The organism is Chryseobacterium sp. 22532, assembly GCF_052044665.1.
Taxonomy (GTDB): Bacteria; Bacteroidota; Bacteroidia; order Flavobacteriales; family Weeksellaceae; genus Chryseobacterium; species Chryseobacterium lathyri.
Genome location: NZ_JBQENJ010000001.1, coordinates 735,403 through 759,712, shown reverse-complemented (window position 1 = coordinate 759,712; position 24,310 = coordinate 735,403). Strand labels below are relative to the sequence as shown.

23 protein-coding genes are annotated in these 24,310 nt (G+C 36.6%); 8 read left to right on the top strand and 15 right to left on the bottom strand.

Features of this window, described 5'->3' with window-relative positions; genetic code table 11:
• Window positions 1-60: 60 nt before the first annotated feature.
• The 8 genes from ACTJIV_RS03625 to ACTJIV_RS03590 form a co-directional block, all read right to left on the bottom strand.
• Window positions 61-480 carry an OsmC family protein gene (locus tag ACTJIV_RS03625; protein ID WP_111957185.1) on the bottom strand — a complete coding sequence of 140 codons (420 nt, stop codon included), beginning with the start codon at window positions 478-480 and terminating at the stop codon, window positions 61-63.
• A gap of 74 nt (window positions 481-554) precedes the next feature.
• A complete protein-coding gene (locus ACTJIV_RS03620) occupies window positions 555-1,499 on the bottom strand; it encodes a proline dehydrogenase family protein (protein WP_440625650.1) in 945 nt (314 codons plus the stop codon).
• A gap of 26 nt (window positions 1,500-1,525) precedes the next feature.
• Window positions 1,526-2,848, bottom strand: a complete 1,323-nt coding sequence (locus ACTJIV_RS03615) for a DUF58 domain-containing protein (protein WP_440625648.1) — start codon at window positions 2,846-2,848, stop codon at window positions 1,526-1,528.
• Between the two features lie 100 nt (window positions 2,849-2,948).
• Window positions 2,949-3,980, bottom strand: coding sequence for an AAA family ATPase (locus ACTJIV_RS03610; RefSeq protein WP_440625646.1), 1,032 nt, complete (start codon window positions 3,978-3,980; stop codon window positions 2,949-2,951).
• A gap of 122 nt (window positions 3,981-4,102) precedes the next feature.
• Window positions 4,103-5,260 (bottom strand): hypothetical protein, encoded by a 1,158-nt coding sequence (locus ACTJIV_RS03605; RefSeq protein ID WP_223558261.1) that lies wholly within the window; start codon window positions 5,258-5,260, stop codon window positions 4,103-4,105.
• 14 nt (window positions 5,261-5,274) lie between these two features.
• Entirely contained in the window at window positions 5,275-6,072 is a 798-nt protein-coding gene (locus tag ACTJIV_RS03600) for a DUF4129 domain-containing protein (protein WP_440625644.1), read from the bottom strand.
• Window positions 6,065-7,027, bottom strand: a complete 963-nt coding sequence (locus ACTJIV_RS03595; protein ID WP_440625642.1) for a DUF4013 domain-containing protein — start codon at window positions 7,025-7,027, stop codon at window positions 6,065-6,067. Before ACTJIV_RS03595 ends, ACTJIV_RS03600 begins: the two co-directional genes overlap by 8 nt.
• Entirely contained in the window at window positions 7,011-7,994 is a 984-nt protein-coding gene (locus tag ACTJIV_RS03590; RefSeq protein ID WP_223558258.1) for a stage II sporulation protein M, read from the bottom strand. Before ACTJIV_RS03590 ends, ACTJIV_RS03595 begins: the two co-directional genes overlap by 17 nt.
• Before the next feature lie 27 nt (window positions 7,995-8,021).
• Between ACTJIV_RS03590 and ACTJIV_RS03585 the strand changes: the two genes are divergently transcribed.
• Entirely contained in the window at window positions 8,022-8,771 is a 750-nt protein-coding gene (locus ACTJIV_RS03585) for an RDD family protein (protein WP_111957171.1), read from the top strand.
• 180 nt (window positions 8,772-8,951) lie between these two features.
• Window positions 8,952-9,242: a GNAT family N-acetyltransferase gene (locus ACTJIV_RS03580; RefSeq protein WP_223558256.1), complete on the top strand. Its 291-nt coding sequence runs from the start codon at window positions 8,952-8,954 to the stop codon at window positions 9,240-9,242.
• Here the strand turns inward: ACTJIV_RS03580 and ACTJIV_RS03575 are convergent.
• From ACTJIV_RS03575 to smpB, 5 genes are all read right to left on the bottom strand, one after another.
• Window positions 9,231-10,202, bottom strand: a complete 972-nt coding sequence (locus tag ACTJIV_RS03575) for a glycosyltransferase family protein (protein WP_440625639.1) — start codon at window positions 10,200-10,202, stop codon at window positions 9,231-9,233. The genes ACTJIV_RS03580 and ACTJIV_RS03575 overlap by 12 nt on opposite strands.
• On the bottom strand, window positions 10,203-11,027 hold the full coding sequence (locus ACTJIV_RS03570; protein ID WP_336377703.1) for a UDP-2,3-diacylglucosamine diphosphatase: 825 nt from the start codon (window positions 11,025-11,027) through the stop codon (window positions 10,203-10,205). It lies immediately after the preceding gene.
• 56 nt (window positions 11,028-11,083) lie between these two features.
• The gene (locus ACTJIV_RS03565) at window positions 11,084-11,824 is read right to left on the bottom strand and encodes a YebC/PmpR family DNA-binding transcriptional regulator (RefSeq protein ID WP_111957162.1); all 741 of its coding nucleotides are present in this window, start codon (window positions 11,822-11,824) and stop codon (window positions 11,084-11,086) included.
• Between the two features lie 93 nt (window positions 11,825-11,917).
• A complete protein-coding gene (locus ACTJIV_RS03560) occupies window positions 11,918-13,405 on the bottom strand; it encodes an OmpA family protein (protein ID WP_440625636.1) in 1,488 nt (495 codons plus the stop codon).
• Between the two features lie 77 nt (window positions 13,406-13,482).
• Window positions 13,483-13,941: an SsrA-binding protein SmpB gene (smpB, locus tag ACTJIV_RS03555; RefSeq protein ID WP_062650837.1), complete on the bottom strand. Its 459-nt coding sequence runs from the start codon at window positions 13,939-13,941 to the stop codon at window positions 13,483-13,485.
• Window positions 13,942-14,132: 191 nt separating this feature from the next.
• On the opposite strand from smpB, the gene ACTJIV_RS03550 reads away from it, so the two are divergent.
• Window positions 14,133-15,755, top strand: coding sequence for an ABC-F family ATP-binding cassette domain-containing protein (locus ACTJIV_RS03550; RefSeq protein WP_111957156.1), 1,623 nt, complete (start codon window positions 14,133-14,135; stop codon window positions 15,753-15,755).
• An 85-nt stretch (window positions 15,756-15,840) separates the two neighbouring features.
• Here the strand turns inward: ACTJIV_RS03550 and ACTJIV_RS03545 are convergent, their stop codons facing one another.
• The gene (locus ACTJIV_RS03545; protein WP_440625633.1) at window positions 15,841-16,653 is read right to left on the bottom strand and encodes a M48 family metallopeptidase; all 813 of its coding nucleotides are present in this window, start codon (window positions 16,651-16,653) and stop codon (window positions 15,841-15,843) included.
• Between the two features lie 108 nt (window positions 16,654-16,761).
• On the opposite strand from ACTJIV_RS03545, the gene recJ reads away from it, so the two are divergent.
• The 4 genes from recJ to ACTJIV_RS03525 all read left to right on the top strand — a co-directional run bounded on the left by recJ (window position 16,762) and on the right by ACTJIV_RS03525 (window position 19,910).
• Entirely contained in the window at window positions 16,762-18,474 is a 1,713-nt protein-coding gene (gene recJ / locus ACTJIV_RS03540) for a single-stranded-DNA-specific exonuclease RecJ (RefSeq protein ID WP_111957152.1), read from the top strand.
• A 26-nt stretch (window positions 18,475-18,500) separates the two neighbouring features.
• A complete protein-coding gene (locus ACTJIV_RS03535) occupies window positions 18,501-18,866 on the top strand; it encodes a four helix bundle protein (RefSeq protein ID WP_440625631.1) in 366 nt (121 codons plus the stop codon).
• 24 nt (window positions 18,867-18,890) lie between these two features.
• Window positions 18,891-19,475, top strand: coding sequence for a nicotinate (nicotinamide) nucleotide adenylyltransferase (gene nadD / locus ACTJIV_RS03530; protein ID WP_111957150.1), 585 nt, complete (start codon window positions 18,891-18,893; stop codon window positions 19,473-19,475).
• A gap of 96 nt (window positions 19,476-19,571) precedes the next feature.
• Window positions 19,572-19,910, top strand: coding sequence for a DUF3817 domain-containing protein (locus tag ACTJIV_RS03525; protein WP_223558252.1), 339 nt, complete (start codon window positions 19,572-19,574; stop codon window positions 19,908-19,910).
• A 59-nt stretch (window positions 19,911-19,969) separates the two neighbouring features.
• Here ACTJIV_RS03525 and ACTJIV_RS03520 read toward each other — a convergent pair whose 3' ends face one another.
• Window positions 19,970-21,748, bottom strand: coding sequence for a carboxypeptidase-like regulatory domain-containing protein (locus ACTJIV_RS03520; RefSeq protein ID WP_440625629.1), 1,779 nt, complete (start codon window positions 21,746-21,748; stop codon window positions 19,970-19,972).
• A gap of 326 nt (window positions 21,749-22,074) precedes the next feature.
• On the opposite strand from ACTJIV_RS03520, the gene ACTJIV_RS03515 reads away from it, so the two are divergent.
• Window positions 22,075-24,306 carry a TonB-dependent receptor domain-containing protein gene (locus tag ACTJIV_RS03515; RefSeq protein WP_440625627.1) on the top strand — a complete coding sequence of 744 codons (2,232 nt, stop codon included), beginning with the start codon at window positions 22,075-22,077 and terminating at the stop codon, window positions 24,304-24,306.
• Window positions 24,307-24,310: the final 4 nt, after the last annotated feature.

Here is a 24,310-nt window from a genome sequence, read left to right as displayed (position 1 = left end):
CCCCCCCCCCCCCCCCCCCCCCCCCCCCCCCCCCCCCGCTACATTTATATTAAAAAATATTTAAACTTTCTCTCCGTTCACCAAAACTTCATATCCGATTTCTACATTCGGTTCCAGAGTTTTTGATACGGAACAGTATTTTTCAAAAGACAGCTGGGCTGCTTTTAATGCCTTTTTAGGATCTATGTTCCCTTCTAAAAGAAATTTTACTTTGATAGATTTAAATGGCTTTGCATCTTCTACAGGAACTCTTTCTCCTTCTACTTCTGCCTGGAAACCTGTGATTTCCTGACGCTGTTTTTTCAGGATAGCCACTACGTCTATTCCACTGCATCCGGCTACGGCCATAAGTACACTTTCCATTGGGGAAACACCTTTAGCTCCCGGCTGTGAGGTATTGTCCAGAAGAATTGAATTTCCCTGGGAATTGGTACATTCAAATAAAAAGTCGTCGTTTATTCTGTTGAGTGTTATTTTCATTGTACGGATTTATATTTCAGTATTTTTCAATATTCTTATTCAAATATAAAAAACTTTATGCATTAAGCCCCAGGCTAAGACATGATATCAACTATAGCCTGAAAAAGATTATCCGGATTTTCCGCAATTCGGTTACACATGTACAAATACCATTCGTCGCCATACACAATATATTGTCTGCATGGGTAGCCTTCTTTATGGATTTCATCCAATAGGTCTTCCTGTATTCCCAGTAACATTTCAAATTCATACTTAGATTTTGGAACATCATATTTTACAATGAGCTCTTTAACTCTATTTTGAATTTTATCATGATGCGTAGCAATAGAGCATCTTCTATTTTTAAGGAAAAGAGTTTCAATATATTTAATATATAGATCATCTAAGTGTTCTCCTCTCTCTACAGCATGTCCGGGAGGAACAGCAAACGCACCTTTTACAATTCTTATTTTCCCTTGTGTTTCATTTAATATTCGTTCAAGGTCTTTTGGAGTACGATTTAAATAAGCCTGAAGAGTAATTCCCACATTTGAAAAATCAGGAGATATTTTACAAAAGGTATTAATAATATCATCTGTTCTTTCAACTCCTTCTGCGCTGATCACCACTTCAATATCCTTTTTGTGAGCTGATTCTGCTAGTGATACCAAATTACTATAAGCCATATCCTTATCAATGGCAAGCCCAATATGTGATAAATCCAAAGAAATGATAGAATCAATGTTCTCTTCTTTCACTTGGTTGATCAAGTTAAGGAAATGTTGAGTTACCGATTCTGATTCTTCCACTGAACGGGTACTTTCTCCCATAAACTCTAGTGAAGTAGGAAGCCCTTTCTCATTAATTCTTTTAGCAGTTGCTATAGCTTCTTCTATCTTCTCACCCCCGATATATCTTTTAGCTGCTTTCAACAGTAATTTAAAGAGCTCAGGATTATTAAGAATATATTCTTTTGCACCTTCATTTAATGCTGCTATTTTTAACAGCGCACCTGCTCTTTCTCTTGGCTTTAGTTCCATTATTTTTATTTGTCTTTAAACTGTTTTTATAAAATTCCTCTCGCTTTTATCTCAAGATATTTATTGATAACGTCAATATTTAAATTTTCAGGAAGAGTATATACGGTGTAGATCCCATATTTCCGAAGTTCCTGAATGATCAGTTTCTTTTCAAACTCAAACTTTTCAGCAATAATCTCGTCATAAATTTCCTGCATGCTTTCAGGATTTTTATGAATAAGGGTCTGCAGTTCTGAATTTTTAAAAAACACGACAACCAACAAGTGATTTTTAGCAATACCACGGAGGTATTTCAGTTGCCGGTTTAATCCGTCAAGGGTTTCAAAATTGGTAAAAAGCAACACAAGGCTTCTCTGGTTCAGAGAATATTTTACATCCTGATACAGACGGTTAAAATCACTTTCAAAAAAGTCAGTTTTAATATTATACAGTGCTTCTGAGATCTTTTTCAGCTGTCCGGATTTGTTTTCAGCAGCGATTTTATTTTCAGTCTTTTTTGAGAAGGTCATCATTCCGGCACGATCGCCTTTCTTCAGGATAATATGGGAAAGAGCCATAGCTGCATTGATGGAGTAATCAAGCAGACTCAATCCATTAAAAGGCATTTTCATCGTTCTTCCTTTATCAATCAGGATAAAGATACGCTGTGATTTTTCATCCTGAAACTGATTGACCATCAACCGGTTCGTTTTAGAGGTGGCTTTCCAGTTGATCGTTCTGATATCATCGCCGGGAACATATTCTTTAATCTGCTCAAATTCCATGGTATGTCCCAGTTTTCTGATCTTTTTGATCCCTCCCAGCATAAATTCGCTCTGCAGCGCCATCAGCTCATACTTTCTGAGATGAACAAAAGACGGGTAAGCGGGCAGCATAGCATCTTTCTGGAAATTAAACCTTCTGGCAACAAAACCTAATGGTGAAGAAGCATAAACATTCAGGTTTCCGAAACTGTATTCTCCTCTTTCTTTAGGCTCCAGGCTATACTGGAAATAGGTATTCTTACCTGATTCAATATTTTTTATAATCAAAAAGTCCCGTTTCTGGAACTGGAACGGAATTTCATCAATGATCTTCGTACTGATCTTAAAACCGTAATTATTTTTAATATCGATTTTTACAAAATTTTCATCCCCGTTGGAAAGCTTCTCCGGCAGTATTCTTTGGGCAAGCAAGGCATTTTTCTGATTAAACATTAAAAGATAATCTACCATTGCCGCAAGAAAGCATAGCAGCAATAGAATATGGGCCGCCCACATCAGAACCGGAAAGAAAAAAGCAAGGACATACACTATCCCCACTCCGATGAGCGAAAAGAAAAATCGTGTATTGATGTATAGGTTTTTCATTTTTTGTAAGGGATTAGGGGATAAGATTTAGGGATTAGGGAATCAACTGTGATAAATAATTACCTGTTAGACCTAATCCCTAAATCCTAATTCCTACGATCTACCTCGGAATCTCTATTCCCTCTAAGATCTGGCGTATAATTTCATCTGCGGTAAGACCTTCCATTTCTCTTTCCGGAGAAACGATTACTCTATGTCTTAATACCGCATAGCTTGCCTCTTTGATATCTTCAGGGGTTACAAAGTCTCTTCCTCTAAGCGCTGCGAAAGATTTGGAAGCGGTAAGCAGGGCCAATGAAGCTCTTGGAGAAGCACCCAGATACAGGAACTGGTTTTCTCTCGTATTGACTATAATTTTAGCAATATATTCCATAAGCTGAGATTCTACGATGATCTCTTTTACCAAGTGCTGATAGCTTTTCAGCTGCTCAGCAGTAATGACACGGTTGATGCCTTCGGTTTTATCTTCTTTTTTGCTTTCGTGCTGGTTTCTGATGATGGCGATTTCCTGTTCAAGATTTGGATATCCAACATTGATTTTGAAGAGAAAACGGTCCAGCTGTGCTTCGGGAAGCCTGTAGGTTCCTTCATGCTCTATAGGGTTCTGGGTGGCCACTACCAGGAATGGCTCATCCATGATATAGCGGGTTCCGTCCATAGTGATCTGTCTTTCTTCCATCACCTCGAACAATGCCGCCTGGGTTTTCGCCGGTGATCTGTTGATCTCATCAATTAATATGAAACTGGAAAAGATAGGCCCTTTTTTAAATTCAAATTCAGAGTTTTTTACATTGAAAACAGAGGTTCCCAGAATATCGGAAGGCATAAGATCGGGCGTAAACTGGATTCTGCTGAAGCCCACATCAATAGTTTTTGCCAGAAGCTTGGCTGTAATGGTCTTTGCCACCCCGGGAACACCTTCAATCAACACGTGTCCGTTTGATAAAAGAGCTGCAATAAGATGTTCGACCATACTTTCCTGTCCGACAATAACTTTGGCTATTTCAGCTTTTACTTTGTCTAAACTGGCACGCAGCTCAATCATATCAATTCGTGACTGAAACTGATCTTCTGTTTTATTTAGATTAATAGAATTTTGATTCTCTACATTCTGGTTTTCAAAATTTTCCATAATTATATTTTTTTCAAGATAACAATGTAACCATTTAACAACGCTGCAATTTTATCATGACTGATATTTCTGCTATACTCTACTGTACATTATTACATTATTACATTACTAAATTGTTATATTTATTTAAGTATTTCATCAAGAAGTTTATTCATTCTCACAAGATCTTCTTTCATGACACTTGCATAAGGATCCTGCCCTTTTCTGATCAGGTCTATAGCTTCATCAATCATTTCTATTGGTTTCCCTGTCTTTAAATGAAGTTTTTTAGCAAATTCACCATCCAGATTCTGAGTATCAATCAACAGGTCCATCCTTATTTTATTCAGGAAATACTGGGCTTTTTTGGCCATCATATCATGAAAATTTCCTTCCTGAAGATAAAGATTTCCAATGCTTTTTACAAAATCTACCGAAGTATTTCTCAGCGGCTCCAAAACCGGGACTATCCGCTGCTTTCTTTTTGCATTGAAGAAAATAAACAATACGAGCCCGCCTAAAAAGACCCACCAGGCATATTTCAATGCAGGATTGGACAGAACAAATCTCATGAAAAAACGTGAAACTTTGGTGTCGTTATCCACAAACCAGATGGTTTCCCTATCCTGAAGATACGAAAAAACATCCTGTGTATATTTTAGGCTCCCAGGTTTTAAAAGATAATAATTGGTGAGGAAAAGCGGTTCACTGTGCACATAGATCGTTCCTTTTCCAAAGCTTATCTTAATGAAATTTGCCTGGTCCGAATTGTTTTTTTCCACTGTTTTACCCAGCACTTCCACTTTAGGCTTAATGTATGAAAATCCTCTGCCCGACGGAAATTTATCTAATTTAATAAAATCATTCTGATATTCTTTATCCGTAAGCTTCAGTACATTTTCCTCTTCAAAAGAAATATCCGAGCTATGATAGCCAATACTGTCTGAAATATCTTTTGAAACCCGGCTCATCAAAATCATTGCATCTGAACCGTTTGATACCTGGTCTAGGATTTTCTTCCAGGATTCTTTATCCAGATCTTTTTCTATGACAATGATATTATGTGGGGCTTTTTTTCTTTGGTTATAATAATCGTAAGGGGTTTCTTCTGTTTTCCTTAGGTTATTTTTAAACAAATCTTTGGCTTCATTATTAAAAACAAATAGGCCAAATGGTGACTTTTCGTTGATATTAAAATTTTTACGCCAGTCTGTTGTTTCTTTTTTATTGACTTCAAGCAACGCCAGAATAAGCATCACAACGATGAATATCACAGCATATATTTTGAAGGTTTTTTTCATGGTTAATTATTTAATTATGGCTTAAATGCCTGGTATTGATCTTTAAATTTCAGGTAAGCCTGTTCATCAATGGTGAATTCTCCATACCAAACATAATCAAAGATATAAGACAGTCCGGAGAAATCATTTTTTAGGTGTTCCGTTTTAAGTTCCATTACATAATCCTTATTGGTTTTTTCAGGATTCCAGTTGATATGCTTTTTATCGCTTAGTTTTTTCAGGATAAAGAGAAACTGGTAACGAACCGCTGAACGGTAATCACCCTTACTTTCAAATTTTGCAATGCTTTCGGGAAAATTGATCTCGTGGATATTTTCATGAAGCTCCTGTGCATTAATATCCACTTTTTTATTTTTTTTGCCAAAGAAAAAGTTTCCGTCTTTGCCCATTAAATATTTAATGATAAAATAAAGAAGGAATCCTACCAGAATAATCGCAAAAAGACGAATAAGAATAGTAGTTATTTTTGCAGAATTGGTAAAAACGGTTTCTCCAAAAATACTTTGCAGTATCTTATCTATTCTCCTCATCAGCTTCTGGAAAAAAGACTCTTTGGGCTTCGAAACCGAATAATCAAATTCTTTTCCTTTATATCTTGACTGAATATTTTCTTTGAATTTCTTTGGATAAATCTGGTTTTCTGAAACCGGTTTTCTGATCAGTACAGAGTCTGCCCGGAGCATATTTCTGTAATGTCCGGTTCCCAGAGAATCTACTATATAATCTTCTACCGTTGCAGGCTCATTGTGATCCTGCGCATGAACAGGAGTAATGGAGAAAAAAAGCAGCAGAAAAAAAAGAAGTTTATTCATTAATACCTATGGTTTCTATTTCTTCAAGTTCAACTTTCTGGTGAAGATCGGTCCTGCTGTCATAATACATCAGTCCAGCATTAATATACATCAGATTGGAAAGGAGTAACGATGCAAGCATTGAAAATCCATAGAATATAAAGAAAATGATTCCTAATGCTCCTGTAAAAGGATTTTCTTCAAAACTTCCATTCGGAACGGATGTCAGAAGTGATCCGTAAATAAAGAACATGGGAATAAGTGTAAATACTGACGTTATCATGTACATAATAATAAACATGATAATAGATGCTCCCCAATATTTCCAGTATGGAGATTTTTCGTTCCCGTTCGGGTAAGAAAACTGGGACCTTATGGAATAACTCAGGCTTTCTATAAAGCCTCTTTTTGTATTAAAATAATCATACATCAGAAACGCAGAAACGTTGAATGCTGTAGGATAAACAAGCAACATCAGGAAAAAACCAATGATAATGAGCATCAATACATAAGAAAAACCCACCACGATCATCATTATGGGAAGTACAATAAACAGCATTCCTATGCACATTTTAGCAATTCTTCCTGCATTTCGTTTAAAATCACCCAGGATTTCGTCTGTTTTTATCTTTTGGGCTCCTTCAGTAATCCTTTTCAGGTAGAAAACCGGATACAGATAATTGACTATTCCCAAAAGGACAAACAGTACAAAAACCAATATTCCGGCAACGATCAGCATTCCTGCATTCTCTGAGAAATACCTTTCAAAATAATAGCTTTCGCCACTGATATTGGAGCCGATAAGCTGTCCGAAAATTTCTCTAAAGCCAAAAATCACTACAGCAACTGTTAAGATTAACAGCAGCCCGTTGATCAGGATATAGTTTTTGAAATAGTTTTTCCCGTATAATTTGAAAAAATTAAAGCTGTCACTGATGAAAGCTCCAAATTCTCTTTTTTTATAAAACTGCATCATGGGTATGATTATTAATTTTTTTATAGACCACCGAAGGATAAACAAAGTAGTAAAATCCTATAATGGCAAGTGAACTGATTATTATGGCTAAATTTACCCCCAGCGGCATTTTCAAAGCATGTCTTGTTACATAACCTTCGATAATTCCTGCACAAATGGTAAACGGAATGGTGCTGAGGAAGATCTTAAAGGAATCTTTAAATCCTTTTTTAAAGGAATTGAATCTTGAAAATGTTCTCGGGAACAGAATACTCGCTCCCAGGATCAGTCCGCACATGGCTTCTACAACCATTGCAAAGATCTCGAAAACACCATGAAGCCAGATTCCTCTTGCACTGTCTTTCAAAGCACCGTAATCATAGAAAAAATACTGAAAGGATCCCAGCATAACACTGTTGGAAAGCAGGGCAAACAATGTCCCTACTCCTCCCATAATCCCATAGATATATAATTTTGCCCCTACTCCAATGTTGTTGAAAATGATGCCAATTGTGCTTCCCCATGTAGAACCACTCTGGTAGACTCCTACAGCATTACCTTTTTTAATGTTCTCTATAGTCTCATTAACATAATTTTCTCCAAGAATGATATTCGCAAAGTCTTTATCATACGCTCCGGAAAGCACACCGATTGAGGTAAACAGAATAAAAAACAGAAAAGCATACATAAGATATCTTCTGTAATGATGTACCAGTAAGGGAACTTCTGTCCTGAAGAAATAAATGAATCTGTTTTCTTCTACCCTTTTGGTTTTATAGATCTTCTGAAATATCTGCGAAGACAGATGATTCAGATATACTGTCGTATTGCTTTTAGGATAATAGGTCTGTGCAAATGAAAGATCATTGATCAGGTTGATGTACAGCGAAGACAGGTCATCAGGATTTTTTTTTATTTTCCCTTGAATAACCTGTTCAATTCCCAACCATTTTTCTTTATTTTGTTTAATGAAATAAACTTCTCTCATAATTGTAAGGCTAAAATAATAAAAATTATGTCTCAAATTGCGATAAATACCTCACAAAATGTAAATATTAACTTTAATATTGCCAGCGTTGGGGAAAGAATGCTTGCCTTCATTATCGATCTTCTGATAAAGGTTGCTTATGTAGTCATTATATTTTATCTTTTCTTCAATATTTTTGATCTCGGGTATTTATTGACAGGGCTAGATCAATGGTCTGTCATGGCGGTTTATATTGTTCTTACATTTCCGGTTTATATTTATCCCGTTGTTTTAGAAAGCCTGATGGAAGGACAGACTCCCGGGAAAAAACTGATGAAAATCCGGGTCGTAAAAATTGATGGTTACCAGGCGAGTTTTGGGGATTATCTGATCCGTTGGGTCTTCAGACTGATCGATACTTCAGCAGCCGGTGTTGTCGGCCTAATCTCCATGATTGTTTCTAAAAACAACCAGCGCCTGGGTGATATTGCTTCCGGTACTGCTGTGATTTCACTGAAGAATAACATCAATATTTCCCATACCATCTTAGAGAATATTCATGAAGGCTATATTCCGTCATTCCCCCAGGTCATTGCATTAAGCGATAATGATATGCGGATCATCAAAGATAACTATACCAAAGCTCTGAAGGTAGACGACCGCCAAATCATCAGCCGGCTTTCGGATAAGATCAAAAGTATCTTAAAACTGGAAATAGATCCGAGAAAGATGACGGAAAGACAGTTTATCAACGTGGTGATTAAGGACTATAACTACTATACTGGGAAAGACAACTGATATTTCAATGGTCAATTTTGCTTCGCAAGTGAATAGTCCAATTAGTAATGTTAAAAAAAATACTTTCTGTGCTTAATAAAGTTTAAAAATTGACCGCGAAGCAAATTCACAATTGTCAATTCACCATCAACAATTATCTGTCGGTGCAATTTTTGCATCTTTAAAACAAAGCTTTGAATTATGAGATTTGAAAACAATAAATCAGGAAACGGCGGTGTTCTAACCTTGAACAATGAAATAAAAGAAGTCGGAAGGCTTACCTATACTATTTTTCCGGAAGAAAATAAGTTTATTATTTCTTTTGTATTAGTTCATCCGGAATTTGAAGGTCGCGGAATGGGAAAATACTTGGTTGAAGAAGCTATAAAATTTGCCCGGGAAAATAATTGGAAAGTATATCCTCACTGTTCTTACGCAAGAGCCGTGATGACAAGAATGAGTGATGTAGATGATGTTTTTTTAAAGAATTAAAACTTCATTGACCAGGATTTCTTCAATATCATCAGGATAATCTACTTTTAAATGATGATCTGAAGCCACCCATTCCATAATTTCCTGAAGATTTAAGACTTTAGAATTCGGAATTCCCATAAGATTTAAAGCACTGGCATTACATTCCTGTTCATACTGGTTATGAATAGGGATCACAAACAGTTTTTTATCCAGAAAAAGGGCTTCTGCAGGAGTCTCAAAACCGGCATTGCATAAAATACCGTCACAGCTCTCAAAATATTTCAGATACTCTACCTCGTCAATAGGAAAAACTTCTACATTTTTAACTTTAACCTGTACTTTGCTGTACTTGGAAAATACTTTCCACTGCACAGGAATCTGTTTTAGAACTTTGATGATATTCTCATCTGCAAAGCTGGGAAGATAAACAAGATAATATCCTTTTTTATCCGGATTGAGGTTCCGGATTTTATGTCTGATTACCGGTTTTTTAATTTGTGGATGATAATTTTCAAAATGAAACCCTATCTTCCTTTCACTGGGAACATAATATTTCAGGATCAGCTCACCCAGAAAATCTTTTTTTTCAGGCTTAGGTGTTTCTGAAAAGCTCATGGAAGCCTGATGACTCAATTCAATCATTGGAAGCTTTTTCAATTTACTGGCCCAACCAGTCAGAGGTTCATAATCATTAATGATCAGATCGTATCGTGAAAGGTCCAATTCATGGATTGTTTTTGCAGCTTCAAGAAATTTATTCTCGGTAAACGTTTTGCGATAGGATAAGCCTCCTGTTTTGTTATAAAGAAGGGAAATCCCCCTGTATTGGAAATTAATGTCAAAACCAGCCTTTAACTGCGACTGATGACCACTGATCAATGTATCAACCAAGGCATATTTTTTGAGAATGGGGATTATTTCCTGCGCTCTGGCAATATGTCCGTTCCCAGTCCCTTGAAATGCATACAGTACTTTCATTTAAGAAAAATTAGTTACTATTTTCAGAAGCTCGGAACTGTCCATGTCCTGGATTTCTTCTACTTCGTCGTCTTTAAGTGAATCTTTGTGGTCGTCATAATAGAATATTTTCCATTCTTTATCATGATATTCGAGAGCTGAGAGATTTTCGATCCAGTCCCCTGAGTTCAGATAAGTACAGGATCCTTTTTTAGTGACGACTTCGCGGATCTGAGGCTGATGGATATGCCCGCAGATTACATAATCATAATGATTGTCAATGGCTAATTCGGAAGCAGTCAATTCGAAGTCGCCGATATATTTAACTGCCTTTTTTACATTGTTTTTGATCTTCTTGGAAAATGAATATTTCTCTCTGCCCATTTTCTCTAAAAACCAATTGACAACATTATTAATGACAATCAGGAGATCATAACCTTTTCCGCCAAGCTTTGCGATCCATTTGGAATGCTGGACAGAGGCATCAAAAACATCTCCGTGAAATATCCAGGTTTTCTTTTGATCAATATCAAGACAGATTTTATTGCAGACCTTCAGTTTTCCCAGTTCAAAATCAGTAAACTTGCGGAACATCTCATCATGGTTACCTGTAATATAGTAGACCTGTGTATTTTTAGTAGCCAATGAAAGAATCTTTTTGATCACTTTCAAATGAGGTTTAGGGAAGTAAGACTTTTTAAACTGCCAGATATCGATGATATCACCATTCAAAACTAACGTTTTAGGCTGAATGGAATTCAAATACCGCAGCAGTTCTTTAGCCTTACATCCATAAGTTCCCAAATGAACATCCGATATAACAACTAATTCAACGTTTCTTTTCATAGTTTTATACAAAGAAACTAATTGAAAGTTAACTGTATATGAATGCTATATTATTTTTACAGTGAGTTCATCAGCTCATCTGTGATTTCCATATTGTGATAAACGTTCTGCACATCATCATCATCTTCGAAACGTTCAAGCATTTTCATATTGGCTTTGAACTGCTCTTCATTTACTTCTTTGGTGTTATTCGGAATTCTCTGAAGTTCTGCACTCTTTGCCTCAATTCCCAATTCGTCTAATTTATGAGATAATGAACCGAAATCTTCAAAAGCTGTAGTGATCATTACTTCATCCTCATCTTTTTCCACATCTTCAGCACCTCCGTCAATCATTTCCATTTCAAAATCGTCCCAATCCATTTTAATCTGAGCCAAATCCAAGCTGAAAATTCCTTTTCTGTCGAAGATAAAAGCTAATTCACCATTCTTACCAAGGTTACCATCAAACTTGTTGAAAATTGCTCTTACATTGGCAACAGTTCTCGTTGTATTGTTGGTTGTACACTCAACAAAAAAAGCAACACCACCTTGTCCATATCCTTCATAAGTAACTTCTTCGTAGTTTTCCGCATCAGCGCCACTTGCTTTTTTGATGGCTCTTTCTACGTTATCTTTGGGCATATTCGCACCCTTGGCATTCTGGATACATCTTCTTAAAGCAGGGTTGGCTTCAGGATCTGTTCCTCCGGCTTTTACTGCCAGTGCTATATCTTTACCGATTTTAGAGAATGTTTTGGCCATTTTATCCCATCTGGCCATTTTAGAAGCTTTTCTATATTCAAATGCTCTTCCCATTTTAATTTTTAAATTTCAACAAAATTAACTAAAAGTCAACAAAAAAAAAATACCCCCAAAAAATTGGAGGTATTTATTATTTAGAAAAATTAATTATTTTTTCTTTTTAACTACTTTTTTCTTAGTAGTTTTTTTCTTAGCTACTGCTTTTTTCACTGGAGCATCTTCATAATCTTTCTTAGAGATTGCATTCCACTCGTTAGCATCTTCGATAGCAGTTACGATAACTTTTCTATCAGCTTGTCTTTCAGCATCAGAAGCTTTTTCAGAAACTGTAGCTTTAGTTTCACCAACTCCGATTGATTTAAGAGCTGTAGCATCTACACCTCTAGCTTCTAAAGCAGAAACTACAGAAGCAGCTCTTTGTCTAGAAAGTTTCAAGTTGTATTCAGCAGCACCTTTAGCATCAGTTTGACCTTCAACTAGGTAGTTACCTCCGTCAGTCTTGATGATTTTAGCAGCGTTATCTAGTTTTGCGCTAGATTCTGGTCTGATAGTCGCTTTATTGAAGTCAAAGAAGATTCCTTTAAGAGCTTCTGTAGTTTCAATAGCAGTTTGTTTCTTAGGCTTAGGACATCCGTTGTATTCTGGAAGACCTGGAACTGTAGGACAAGCGTCATCTTTATCTAAGATTCCGTCACCGTCTGTATCTGGCCAAGGACAACCGTTGTTTTCAGCAGGACCTGCAACTGTAGGACAAGCATCATCTTTATCGATAACACCATCACCATCTGTATCTGGCCAAGGACAACCGTTGTTTTCAACTGGACCAGCTACTTCTGGACATTGATCGTCTTTATCTGGAACTCCGTCACCGTCAGTATCAGGACATCCTTGGAATTCTGGTAAACCAGGAGTATCTGGACAAAGGTCATCTTTATCTAGGATACCATCCTTATCTCTATCTCTGTTACCGAATCTGAATAAGATCGATGCGGAAGCTTGCCAGAAGTTAGCATAATTAGCTTTATCTCCTGGAGTTGATACATAATCTCCTTGGATACCAAGACCGAAGTTTTTAGTTACCCAGAAGTTAGCACCAGCACCTGTAGAAACTGCAAAGTGGTTAGCTTTACCGCTTTCGTTACCACCGTCTCCGTTAGTAACAAGCTCTCCTCTATAATCATATCTAGGGAAAGAAAGAGCAGTGTGGTCATGTCTTAGGTAGTTAGCACCAACTCTCAAATATGGATCGAACCAAGATTCTTCATCCCATAGAAGACCAGCTGCTTTAGCCTGGAAACCAAGACCTGTCATTAGGAAAAATTCTTTTCCCATGTTGAATCTCTTGTTATCTACATTACCTACGGAAGTCTGCCAGTCGATAACTAAACCTTTACCGATGTTTCTAGCAACTGTTAATTTAGATAATGGAGGTGTAATAGAGAAGTTGTTCATATTGAACATCGTCTTCGTTAAATTATTAGCAGAGAACGTATTACTAAAGTTGTTTCTCTGTGCCTTATGGTTTTCCGCATGAGCACCAACTCCGATCAACCACGGATTATTGGTAGTCTGGGCAAAGACAGTAGAGGCAACAGTAAGCGCCAATGCTGAAATTCCTAATTTTAGATTTTTCATAGAATTAAATGATTAAATAATTGATAATGCAAAATAAATATAATTTTTCTTTATATACAAAGTTTTTTGAATGATTTTTAACTTTTCTTTAATATTCTGTCCAGGTTACGTTTATTTTCTCTATCTTTTATCGCCTCCCTTTTATCAAAGAGTTTTTTCCCTCTGCCAAGCGCAATGAGCACCTTTGCTTTACCCTTGTCTGTGATATATAGCTTAAGAGGTATAATTGTGTTACCAGCATCCTTTAACTTTTTTTCAAGTTTCTGCAATTCTTTTTTGTGCAACAGCAATTTCCGTTCCCTTTTTGTTTTGTGATTGTAAAAAGTTCCCAATTTATACTCATCAATCATCATATTAATAATGTATAACTCCCCATCAATAAACTGACAGAAAGATTCTGTAATGGATGCTTTGGATGAGCGTAAAGATTTTATTTCTGTACCCGTCAGAACCATCCCTGCTTCAAATTCTTCAAGGATTTCGTATTCAAAACGGGCTCTTCTGTTTAATATACTTACTGTTTTTTCGATCTTCATTGTAAAAAATTAGTGATTATACTGATGGGTTACGTTCAATCTTCTCATTAAATCGCCCCTTTGGGACTTCTCCCTATTTATTTTGTTAATGAAATATAGAAAAAATACCCCATATTTAAAAACTTGACTATTACATTATTACGAAATACCCAAATTCTTTTCGTAATTTTGCGCCAAATTTACAAAACTATATGTTAACAGTATCTAACTTATCTTTACAATTCGGGAAAAGAGTTCTTTTTGACGAGGTAAATATTATGTTTACCAAAGGAAACTGCTACGGGATTATCGGAGCAAACGGTGCGGGGAAATCTACATTCCTTAAAATATTAACAGGAAAGCAGGATCCTACTACAGGGCATGTATCTTTGGAGCCGGGGAAAAGAATGTCAGTTTTGGAGCAGGATCACTTTGCTTATGATCAATTTACTGTTCTTGAGGCTGTTTTAAGAGGAAATAAAAAATTATACGAAATAAAAGAAGAAATGGATTCTTTATATGCTAAAGAAGACTTTTCTGATGAAGACGGAATCAAAGCAGGTGAGCTTGGTGTAATCTATGATGAAATGGGTGGATGGACTGCAGAATCTGATGCGCAGACGATGCTTTCAAATGTTGGGATTAAAGATGATATGCACTGGCAGATGATGAGCGAACTTGAGAACAAGGACAAGGTAAAGGTTCTTTTGGCTCAGGCTCTTTTCGGAAATCCGGATGTACTGATTCTGGATGAACCTACGAATGACCTTGACATTGATACGATCTCTTGGTTGGAAGATTTTCTTGCTGATTATGAGAACACGGTAATCGTTGTTTCTCACGACCGTCACTTCCTGGATACGGTTTGTACGCACATCGGAGATTTGGATTATGCAAAACTTAACCTTTATACAGGTAACTATACTTTCTGGTACCAGGCTTCTCAGCTTGCCACAAGACAGAGAGCTCAGGCTAATAAGAAAGCAGAAGAAAAGAAGAAAGAACTTCAGGACTTCATCGCAAGATTCAGCTCTAACGTTGCAAAGGCAAAACAGGCTACAGCCAGAAAGAAAATGATCGATAAACTGAATATCGATGATATCAAACCTTCTTCAAGAAGATATCCAGCCATTATTTTCGAAATGGAAAGAGAGGCAGGAGATCAGATTCTAGATGTAAAAGGTCTTGAGAAAACAAAAGACGGAGAACTTCTATTCTCAAACATTGATTTAAACCTTAAGAAAGGTGATAAAGTTGCTGTGTTGTCTAAAAACTCTTTAGCGATCACAGAATTTTTTGAGATTCTTGCAGGAAATGTTCAGGCAGATAAAGGAACAGTGGCTTGGGGAGTTACCACAAACCAATCTCATATGCCTTTAGATAACACCAATTTCTTCCAGGAAGATTTAAGCCTGGTTGACTGGTTAAGACAATTCACCAAAAATGATGAAGAGCGTCATGAAGAATTTGTAAGAGGATTCTTAGGAAGAATGCTTTTCTCTGGTGATGAAGCTTTAAAATCCTGTAAAGTACTTTCAGGAGGGGAAAAAATGAGATGTATGTTCAGCAGAATGATGCTTCAGAAAGCCAATGTTTTATTATTGGATGAACCTACCAACCACCTTGACCTTGAAAGTATCACGACCTTGAACAACTCATTGTCTAACTTCAAAGGAAATCTTTTATTAGCGTCTCATGACCACGAAATGCTTCAGACAGTCTGTAACAGAATCATTGAACTGACTCCTTCAGGAATTATTGACAGAGAAATGACTTACGATGAATATCTTGCAGACAAAAAAGTAAAAGAAATCAGAGAAAAAATGTATTCTTAATTCTTTAAGACCATATTAAAACTCAATATAAGTAAAATTCCTCAAAGTTGTCTTTGAGGAATTTTTATTTTAACTGAAGATTGTATTATTTGTTAAGCTTCGTTTTAGGAATAGCAATTGTTCCCGGATCTTTCCATAAACCGTCTTTTTCAGCTCTCTTCTTAATCGCCTGGGCTCTTTTTTCACTGTCAGGGTGAGAGTTGAACATTTTCTGAAAACCAGTCTGAGTGCTTCCTTCCGAAAGCAAAGCCAGTTTTTTGAATGCTGAATACGCCCCTACTACGTTATAGTTATTAGTTTTCATAAAATCATAAGAGTAAGTATCTGCCTCTGATTCCTGTTTCTTGCTGTGTGAAGCATCCAGAAAAGCGTTGGCCATCTGCCCTATCTGACTATCATTTAACGTTGCTACAGCTCCTGATGCTGATGATGCCGCATCCAGTGCTGCTGCCTTCAGGTAAGCAGATTTAATAGCGTCTTTGGTGTCCTGATTCTTTACATGTCCTATTTCATGTCCGATTACTGCTAATAATTCATCATCCGTCATGATATCCATTAACGAAGAAAATACACGAACACTTCCGTCTGCACAGGCAAAAGCATTGATATCCTTTACTTTATAAACTTTATAGTTTAAAGCAAGTCCATCCTGAGATTTATGTTTTCCGAAAAGCTTGTTAAGTCTTACTGTATAAGGATCTTTAGGTCCTGCAACCGGATTGTTCTTATCCATCCAGTCAACCGATTCTTTTGACAGTTTTACTGCGTCTTCATTGGTAAAGGTAAGGGCTTTTGCTCCTTTAGAAACAACGCCTGCAGCTTTTCCAAGATTAATTTTCTGTGCCGATACAGCATTCATAGCGCCTAAGAATAAAAGGCAGAGTGTAATTTTTTTCATGATTATTTTAATTTGGACCGCGAAGATAGATATTTTTTTCAACAATCAGTAAGTCAAGTTCAACCTTAATCATTTCAAAATGCTATTTTTTTTCCTTATTTTTGTGAAATGAGTCAGAAATGGATTTACAAGCCCGAACCCGATGAGGAAGTTGTGGACAGATTAAGTTCGTCACTTGGTTTTGGTACTTTTGAATCTAAGCTCCTCGTTTTAAGGGGAATTGACAATTATCAAAAGGCCAGAGAATTCTTTAAACCCAACCTCAACGATATACACAGCCCATTTTTAATGGCGGATATGCAGAAAGCTGTAGAACGTATCGCAACTGCAATTGAAAATGGCGAGAAAATACTGGTGTATGGAGATTATGATGTAGACGGAACTACGGCTGTTGCTTTGATGTACCTTTACCTCAGCAAAATTGTTGAGAAGAAATATTTAGATTATTATATTCCGGACAGGAATTCTGAAGGATACGGAATTTCTACCGAGGGTATTGATTTCGCCAAAGAAAACGGTTTTTCCCTGATCATCGCTCTAGACTGCGGTATTAAAGCGACCGATATGGTACAATATGCCCAGGATAAGGGTATTGATTTTATCATCTGCGACCATCACCTGCCTGGTGAAGAGATCCCTAATGCAGTAGCTGTTCTGGATCCGAAAAGAAACGACTGCAGATATCCGTTTAAAGAACTTTCAGGATGTGGTGTGGGCTTTAAGCTCTGCCAGGGACTGAATACCATCTATAAAATTCCTGAAGCCGAACTGTTTGAGCTAACTGATCTTCTGGCTATTTCTATAGCAGCAGATATTGTCTCAATGACCGGAGAAAACCGGGTTTTAGCTAAAATGGGATTAAAAGTTCTCAGAAAAACAAGAAATCTTGGATTAAGATTATTGATTCCTGAAGATAAGCTTTCTCATTTTGAAATTTCAAATATTGTCTTTGAAATTGCTCCGAAAATTAATGCTGCGGGAAGAATTTCCCAGGGAAAGGCAGCGGTAGAGTTGATGGTTTCTGATAACCTGAAACATGCCAATCAGATCGTCAGCGATATTATGGACCTTAATGACGAAAGACGTGAGCTTGATATGAATTCCACGCTTTCTGCTTTGAACCAGATTATTGAATCCCAGCAGCAAACAAAATATTCCACCATTGTTTATCATCCTGAATGGAATAAAGGTGTGATCGGTATTGTGGCATCAAGACTTATTGAGACTTATTATAAGCCTACTTTGGTATTTACTGACGGCAACAATGGGGAAATGGTAGCTTCTGCAAGATCGGTTTCTGATTTTGATGTTCATGAAGCGCTTGATATGTGTTCTGAATATTTTCTGAAATTCGGTGGACATCATGCCGCTGCAGGACTTTCAATGGAAAAGGATAAATTTGAGGCTTTCAAAATAAAATTTGAGAAAATAGTTTCTGAAAAGATTCAGGAACACCAGCAGGAACCTTCTATCACGATAGATTCTGAGATCAAAGTGGATGAGATTAACAGGGAATTCATCAACTTCCATAGAAAACTGGCACCATTCGGTCCTCATAATATGAAGCCTATTCTTACCCTGACTGACCAAAAACTGTCCGGATATGTAAAAACAATGGGAAAAGACAACAATCACCTGAAATTTTACATCAAGCAGGAATCTACGGGTAGAAATATAGAATGTGTAGGCTTTAAGCTTGGGCAGTATGTGGAAGATTTTAAAAATAAAAAGTTTGATCTTGCCTTTACCTTAGAAGAAAACCATTGGAAAGGAAATGTAACCCATTATTTGAATATAAAAGATGTAAAGTTTAGAGATTAGGAATCAGTAAAGAGGGATTAGGGCTCATGGGGAATTATAAAGAATTATTGGTATGGCAAAAGTCAGTACATTTTGTAACTGAAATTTACACCTGCACCAAAAATTTCCCAAAAGAAGAAATTTATGCTCTTACCAATCAGATCCGGCGCTCCGCAGTTTCTATTCCGTCCAATATTGCAGAAGGGCATTCACGAAGATCAACCTTGGATTACATTCAGTTTTTAAAAATTGCCCGGGGAAGCTGTGCAGAGCTGGAAACGCAACTCATTATTTCAAGAAATCTGAATTACTTAAGCCTTGAAAATTTTCAAAAGCTAAGTGAAGCAACATCTGAAATAGCAAAAATGCTCAACGCTATTATCACAAAATTACAATCCAACCCTAATCCCTAATCTCTTAAACCTAAGCCCTGACACATGAAAAAAATCGGCTTATTTTTTGGTTCTTTCAATCCGATCCATATCGGACATTTAATTCTGGCTAATTACATTCTGGAAAATTCCGACATGGATGAACTGTGGTTCGTTGTAAGTCCGCAGAATCCTTTTAAAGATAAAAAATCGCTGCTGAAAGATCACAACAGGCTGGACATGGTGCAGCTTGCCGTAAAAAGCTATCCGAAGATGAGGGCTTCAAACGTAGAGTTTTCACTTCCTAAGCCAAGTTATACCATAGATACGCTTACCTATCTTCATGAAAAATATCCAAACTGTTCCTTCAGCCTGATTATGGGTGAAGATAACCTGGACAGTCTTCATAAATGGAAAAATTCCGATATTTTGATCAAAAATCACCATATTATTGTTTATCCAAGGGTTTTTGAAGGAGAAAAGAAAGATTCTGAATATCTTCAGCATGAAAATATTTCGGTTATTAAGGCTCCGGTTATTGAACTTTCTGCTACGGAGATCAGAAATATGATCAAGGAGGGAAAAAATGTACGCCCAATGCTCCCTCCGGAAGTGTTTGAATATTTGGACGGAAGCAGTTTTTATAAGTAATTTTGCAATTAAGAAGTTAAAAGCCAGACTTTAGAAGTTATTTAGGTACAATACAATCTAGTTTTCGACTTTTAATTCTTACCTTATACTTACCATATGGAATTCATCGAAAAGTTTTTCTCAAAATATCCTCAGGAAAAAGTCATTAAATGGTTTAAGCAAATCTGTTTGGCAGAAGCCGTTTCATGGTTTTTTCTATTTACCGCAATGACCTGGATACGTATTGATCCTGAAGGTGTTGTCCCAATCGTATATATCAGTACTATTGGTAGTATTCACGGATTATTTTTTACACTTTACCTGATCTTTCTACCTGTAATAAGAAAAATATACACATGGGATGACGAAGACAGTGTCTTTGCATTAATTTCCGCGTTTTTCCCTTTTGCTACCATCTGGATAGACAAAAAACTAGCCCGTTTTGACAGAGAATAACAGTGTCATATAAAAAAAGGACCAAAATGGTCCTTTTTATTTAAGTTACTTTTAGATGATTAAAGATCTCTTAGAACATGTCCGTTTGCTATGAAAGTATGACTTCCGTTCGTATCCGTATAAGTTCCGTTAACCGTAAAATCAATATACGCTCCTACTGCTCCGAAATTAGTCACCTGAACCACTACATTTCCTGTAGTAGGATTGAAATATCCTCCTGAAAACTCAAAAGTATAATCTGTAGTAAAGCTTCCCGGAACTCCAAGCATATTATTTTGAATCATATAGAAAGAATTTCCGGCAGGTGATGCAGAATTAATTCGTAATTGTTTTGCCGGCATATTGGGAGAAGTTGGAGTAAGACCAGACCATTGAGCATACATACTTCCCAAAACGTACCTCACATTTTGATTATCAATCTTATAACTGATAAATTCATTAACCGAATTACAAACCGAAAGATTGCTAAAATTCATAACCGGTAAATTGGCTGTAAAAGGAATTTCTCCTGAAGTCTGCAAATTAGTATAATCATAGCCTTCCAAAATAAATTGTGGATTAGCTGTACATGAGTAAACATTAAATGAAAAAGTACCTGTACTGCTTACCGGAACTGACGTGTACTGAAAATAGTTGGTTCCGGCCGCAGGTCTCAAAAGCACATAACCATCCGTAACATCAGTATTGGCACAGGTTTTCAAATTTCCCTGTATTATATACTGATTTCCTGTAGATGTTACTGTAATATCAGGCAGCGTCATGGTACTTCCCGCTACTACTGGTGCTACATTTGCAGTATAAACCACCGTGCTACATACATCATACACTTTAAGAATAAGAGTTTCATTTGCAGGAATAATTCCTGTAACTGTACCTAAATTATCTGTCATTCCATAGGTTTCATAGGTCTGGCTGCTTCTTTTTAAACTCACCTTTGTATTAACCATTGGCAACCCCGCAGGATTTTTCACCGTTACTTTCAGGATAGCCTGGGGAAACTGCGCATCGCAATTCCACCAGGAGAAATGACTTACTGTTCCTACATAAGTATTCCCAACCTTCGTTGCAGAACCTTCTTCCTTCCACATTCCCGTATTTTCATCGTATGACCATAGCGGTATTGTGTTCGGAGACATTGAAGTTTGTGAAGCATCAATGGGAACTGTCATTTCAGCAGTATGCCCGTTTGCAATCTGTAATTTTTGTCCTGAACTTCCTGTAAGCTGAACATGCACCATTCCAAAGGTTTCCATGATTCTTGCATTTCCTCCGGAGTTGGTTGCCAGGAGAGAACCGGGCATTAATTCGGTCAGATACTGATTGGATGATGCTAAATGATACAATGCAACATTTACACTTCCGCTGTAAGCATTTCCGTTTGTATCTTTGAAACTTCCGTCGAATTTTACTTTTGTTCCGTTAGGTAAAGAAACCGTAGAAGTGGTTCCTGAATTAATACTTGCCTTTATGGTTGCAGGGATCATCATAATATTTACACGGTTTATTCCACTCGTAGGAACCATTACTCTTGAACCGTCTACAAATCCGGATTTTGTTACTTTCACCAGGGCAAAGTTTTCCTTCACCTCTGCATTTTTAAAAGTAAAAAAACCTTTGAAATTGGTTTGAACCGTACTCGATCCGATTGTTACCGTTGCTCCGCTTACAGGATTTCCGCCCGTATCAAGCACTACTCCCTGAAAGTTTCTCTGTACTGTACTTCCAAAATTAAAATTAGATTCAGGGGTTGGGTTACTGTCATCAATGTCTATATATGTTTCATTTTTACATGAAAATAGCAACAATAATAACAACAATAAAGGATAAAATTTTCTCATATGTTATTAATTTTTAGTTTACACTAAATTAATCATAAAATAGATACATCCATCTTTTATTAAATTTTTCATCATACTTTTTTTAAAATCTGATTAATTTTCAATCTCTGATGTAACAAAATTCCATATTGAATTGTCTAATTATGTAGAAACTCAAAAGTATTTAAATTTTAATTCAAAATTTTAATTACTGTAAATCAACAAGTTAAATGTAAGTTAAAAATATTTCAAGTACTTTGTATTGCATGATACTGTTTTTATTATATATCTTTGCTATGTTAAATAATAACAGATACAAGCTATTAAACCACAAAAAAATAATGACCATGAAAACTCATATTCTAATTGCCGCCTTATTTTTCAGCGGACTGGCAGCTGCCCAGCAATCAAAGGACACTCTGAAAGTAAAAAATATTGAAGCTGTGAATATCAAGAAGCAGGTTTTCAAAAAGCAAAGTGACCGTTTCATATATGATGTAGCTTCTTCCCCTATTGCAAAGGGAACCAATACGTTCAATCTTTTGAAACAAACTCCAATGATCTCAAGCATTGACGGAAAATCTCTTAAGATTATGGGAAAATCTGATGTGGTGATCTACATCAACAATAAAAAGTCCAATATGGATGCTGAGGCTCTGATCGAAATGCTGAAAGGAACCCCATCTGAAGATATCCAGAAAATTGAAGTAATTACAACACCGGGAAGTGAATACCAGGTAGAATCCAATGAAGGGGTGATCAATATTGTGATGAAAAAGAAGAAAAATGACGGCTACAACGGAACCCTGAAAATGAACAATGAACAGGCTTATTACAATAATCCTTCTGCAGGTGCTTCTTTCAATTTCAGAAAAAACAAATGGTCTGTGAATTCAAATTTCAATACGGGAAGCTGGACAGACCGCGAAAGGTATACTTTATCGAACGGAGATTCCACTTTCAGAAATGAATCTTTGGGATATAATGATGATCCGAATAAGAATGTGGGTGGAAGTGTGAATATCGATTACGAGATCAATAAGAATCACAGTTTAGGTTTTACCTACAACATGAGATATAATAAGAGTTTCAATTCAATTCTTGATGTAACGAACTGGCAAAACGGCGCACTTGTTAACAGAACCGTCAACAATGAGAACGCACAGACAAGAAATCACTCTTTCAATCTGAATTATGAAATCAAAACGGATTCCATCGGAAGCAAACTTACTTCGAATGTTTCTTATTTATGGTTCAACAGGGACAAAATGAGTACAAATGAAAGTTTCCCACTCAATAATGATAAAAAAAACAAGTACAGTGCACTGCAGCAGTCAGTTCCTCAGATCATTAATAATTATGCAGCAAACATCGACTACCTGAAAAAGACGGCAAAAGGCAACACATGGCTGATGGGAGTAAGCTACAACCACACCAACACGGATAATGATACTAGACAGGATGATATTGAAAATGGAGTAATTATCAATAATGAGAATCAGACCAATCATTTCATTTATAAAGAAAGAATCCTGGGTGCATATCTTACGTATGAAAGAAAGCTAAGCGAAAAATTTTCAGGGAAAATAGGAACCCGTTATGAAATGACCAGAAGCAGCGGCGAAATTCTTGGCAAAACAAGCTTTGACAGAAACTACAACAACCTGCTTCCTTATCTTAATTTAAATTATGCCATCAGTTCAGATCATAATCTTACCTATAGTTTTTCAAGCAGGATCAGAAGGCCAAGGTTTTGGGAACTGAATCCATCTAGAACATATTTCACGCCTAATAACTATACACAGAACAATCCTTTCGTACTGGCTTCTAAATTTTACAATCAGGAACTCAACTATATGTACAAAAACGCTTTTTTTGCCAACCTGAGCTTCAATTATGTAAAAGATGCTTCCAACCAAATACCACTGCAGGGAACTGTAACCGGACCGGAAAAGGATGAAAATGGAAACACGGTAATTGTTACCAGAAGGTTTTTAAGATATATAAGAACAAACTATGGTGACAACAAACAGTTTGGACTGACCTTAGGAATGAACAAATCCTGGTTCAAGGAAATCTGGACAACCAATTATTCGGTAAACCTGGGATATAACATCTATAAAGGTTCGGTAACGGAAGATCCTACCTCGGTTCCGGTTGCAGGCCAGACAGAAGTAGTTGAACCTTATGTAATCAATTTCAAAAACTTCAACATATCCGGTAATATCAATAATACGGTACGTCTTTCTTCAAATAAGGACTGGTTTTTAGGAGTTAATTATTACTATGGCAGCAAAGTAAAAATTGAAAGCGGAACATTAGGCGTAAGACAGAGCTTTGATGTGAGCTTAAAAAAGATCATGGGCAACTGGACCTTCGTAGCGGAAGTGTATGATGTATTTAACCAAAATTATAACAGCATACAGGGAATACAGCCTAACGGCAGCTATAATAACGTAGTCAATTTCGAATATCCAAGAATCCTGAACATCGGGGTAACCTACAATTTCGGAAACCAGAAACTGAAAAAGGCAAGAGAAATGAAATCGGCCAACGATGCGATAAAGTCAAGAACTTAAGTTT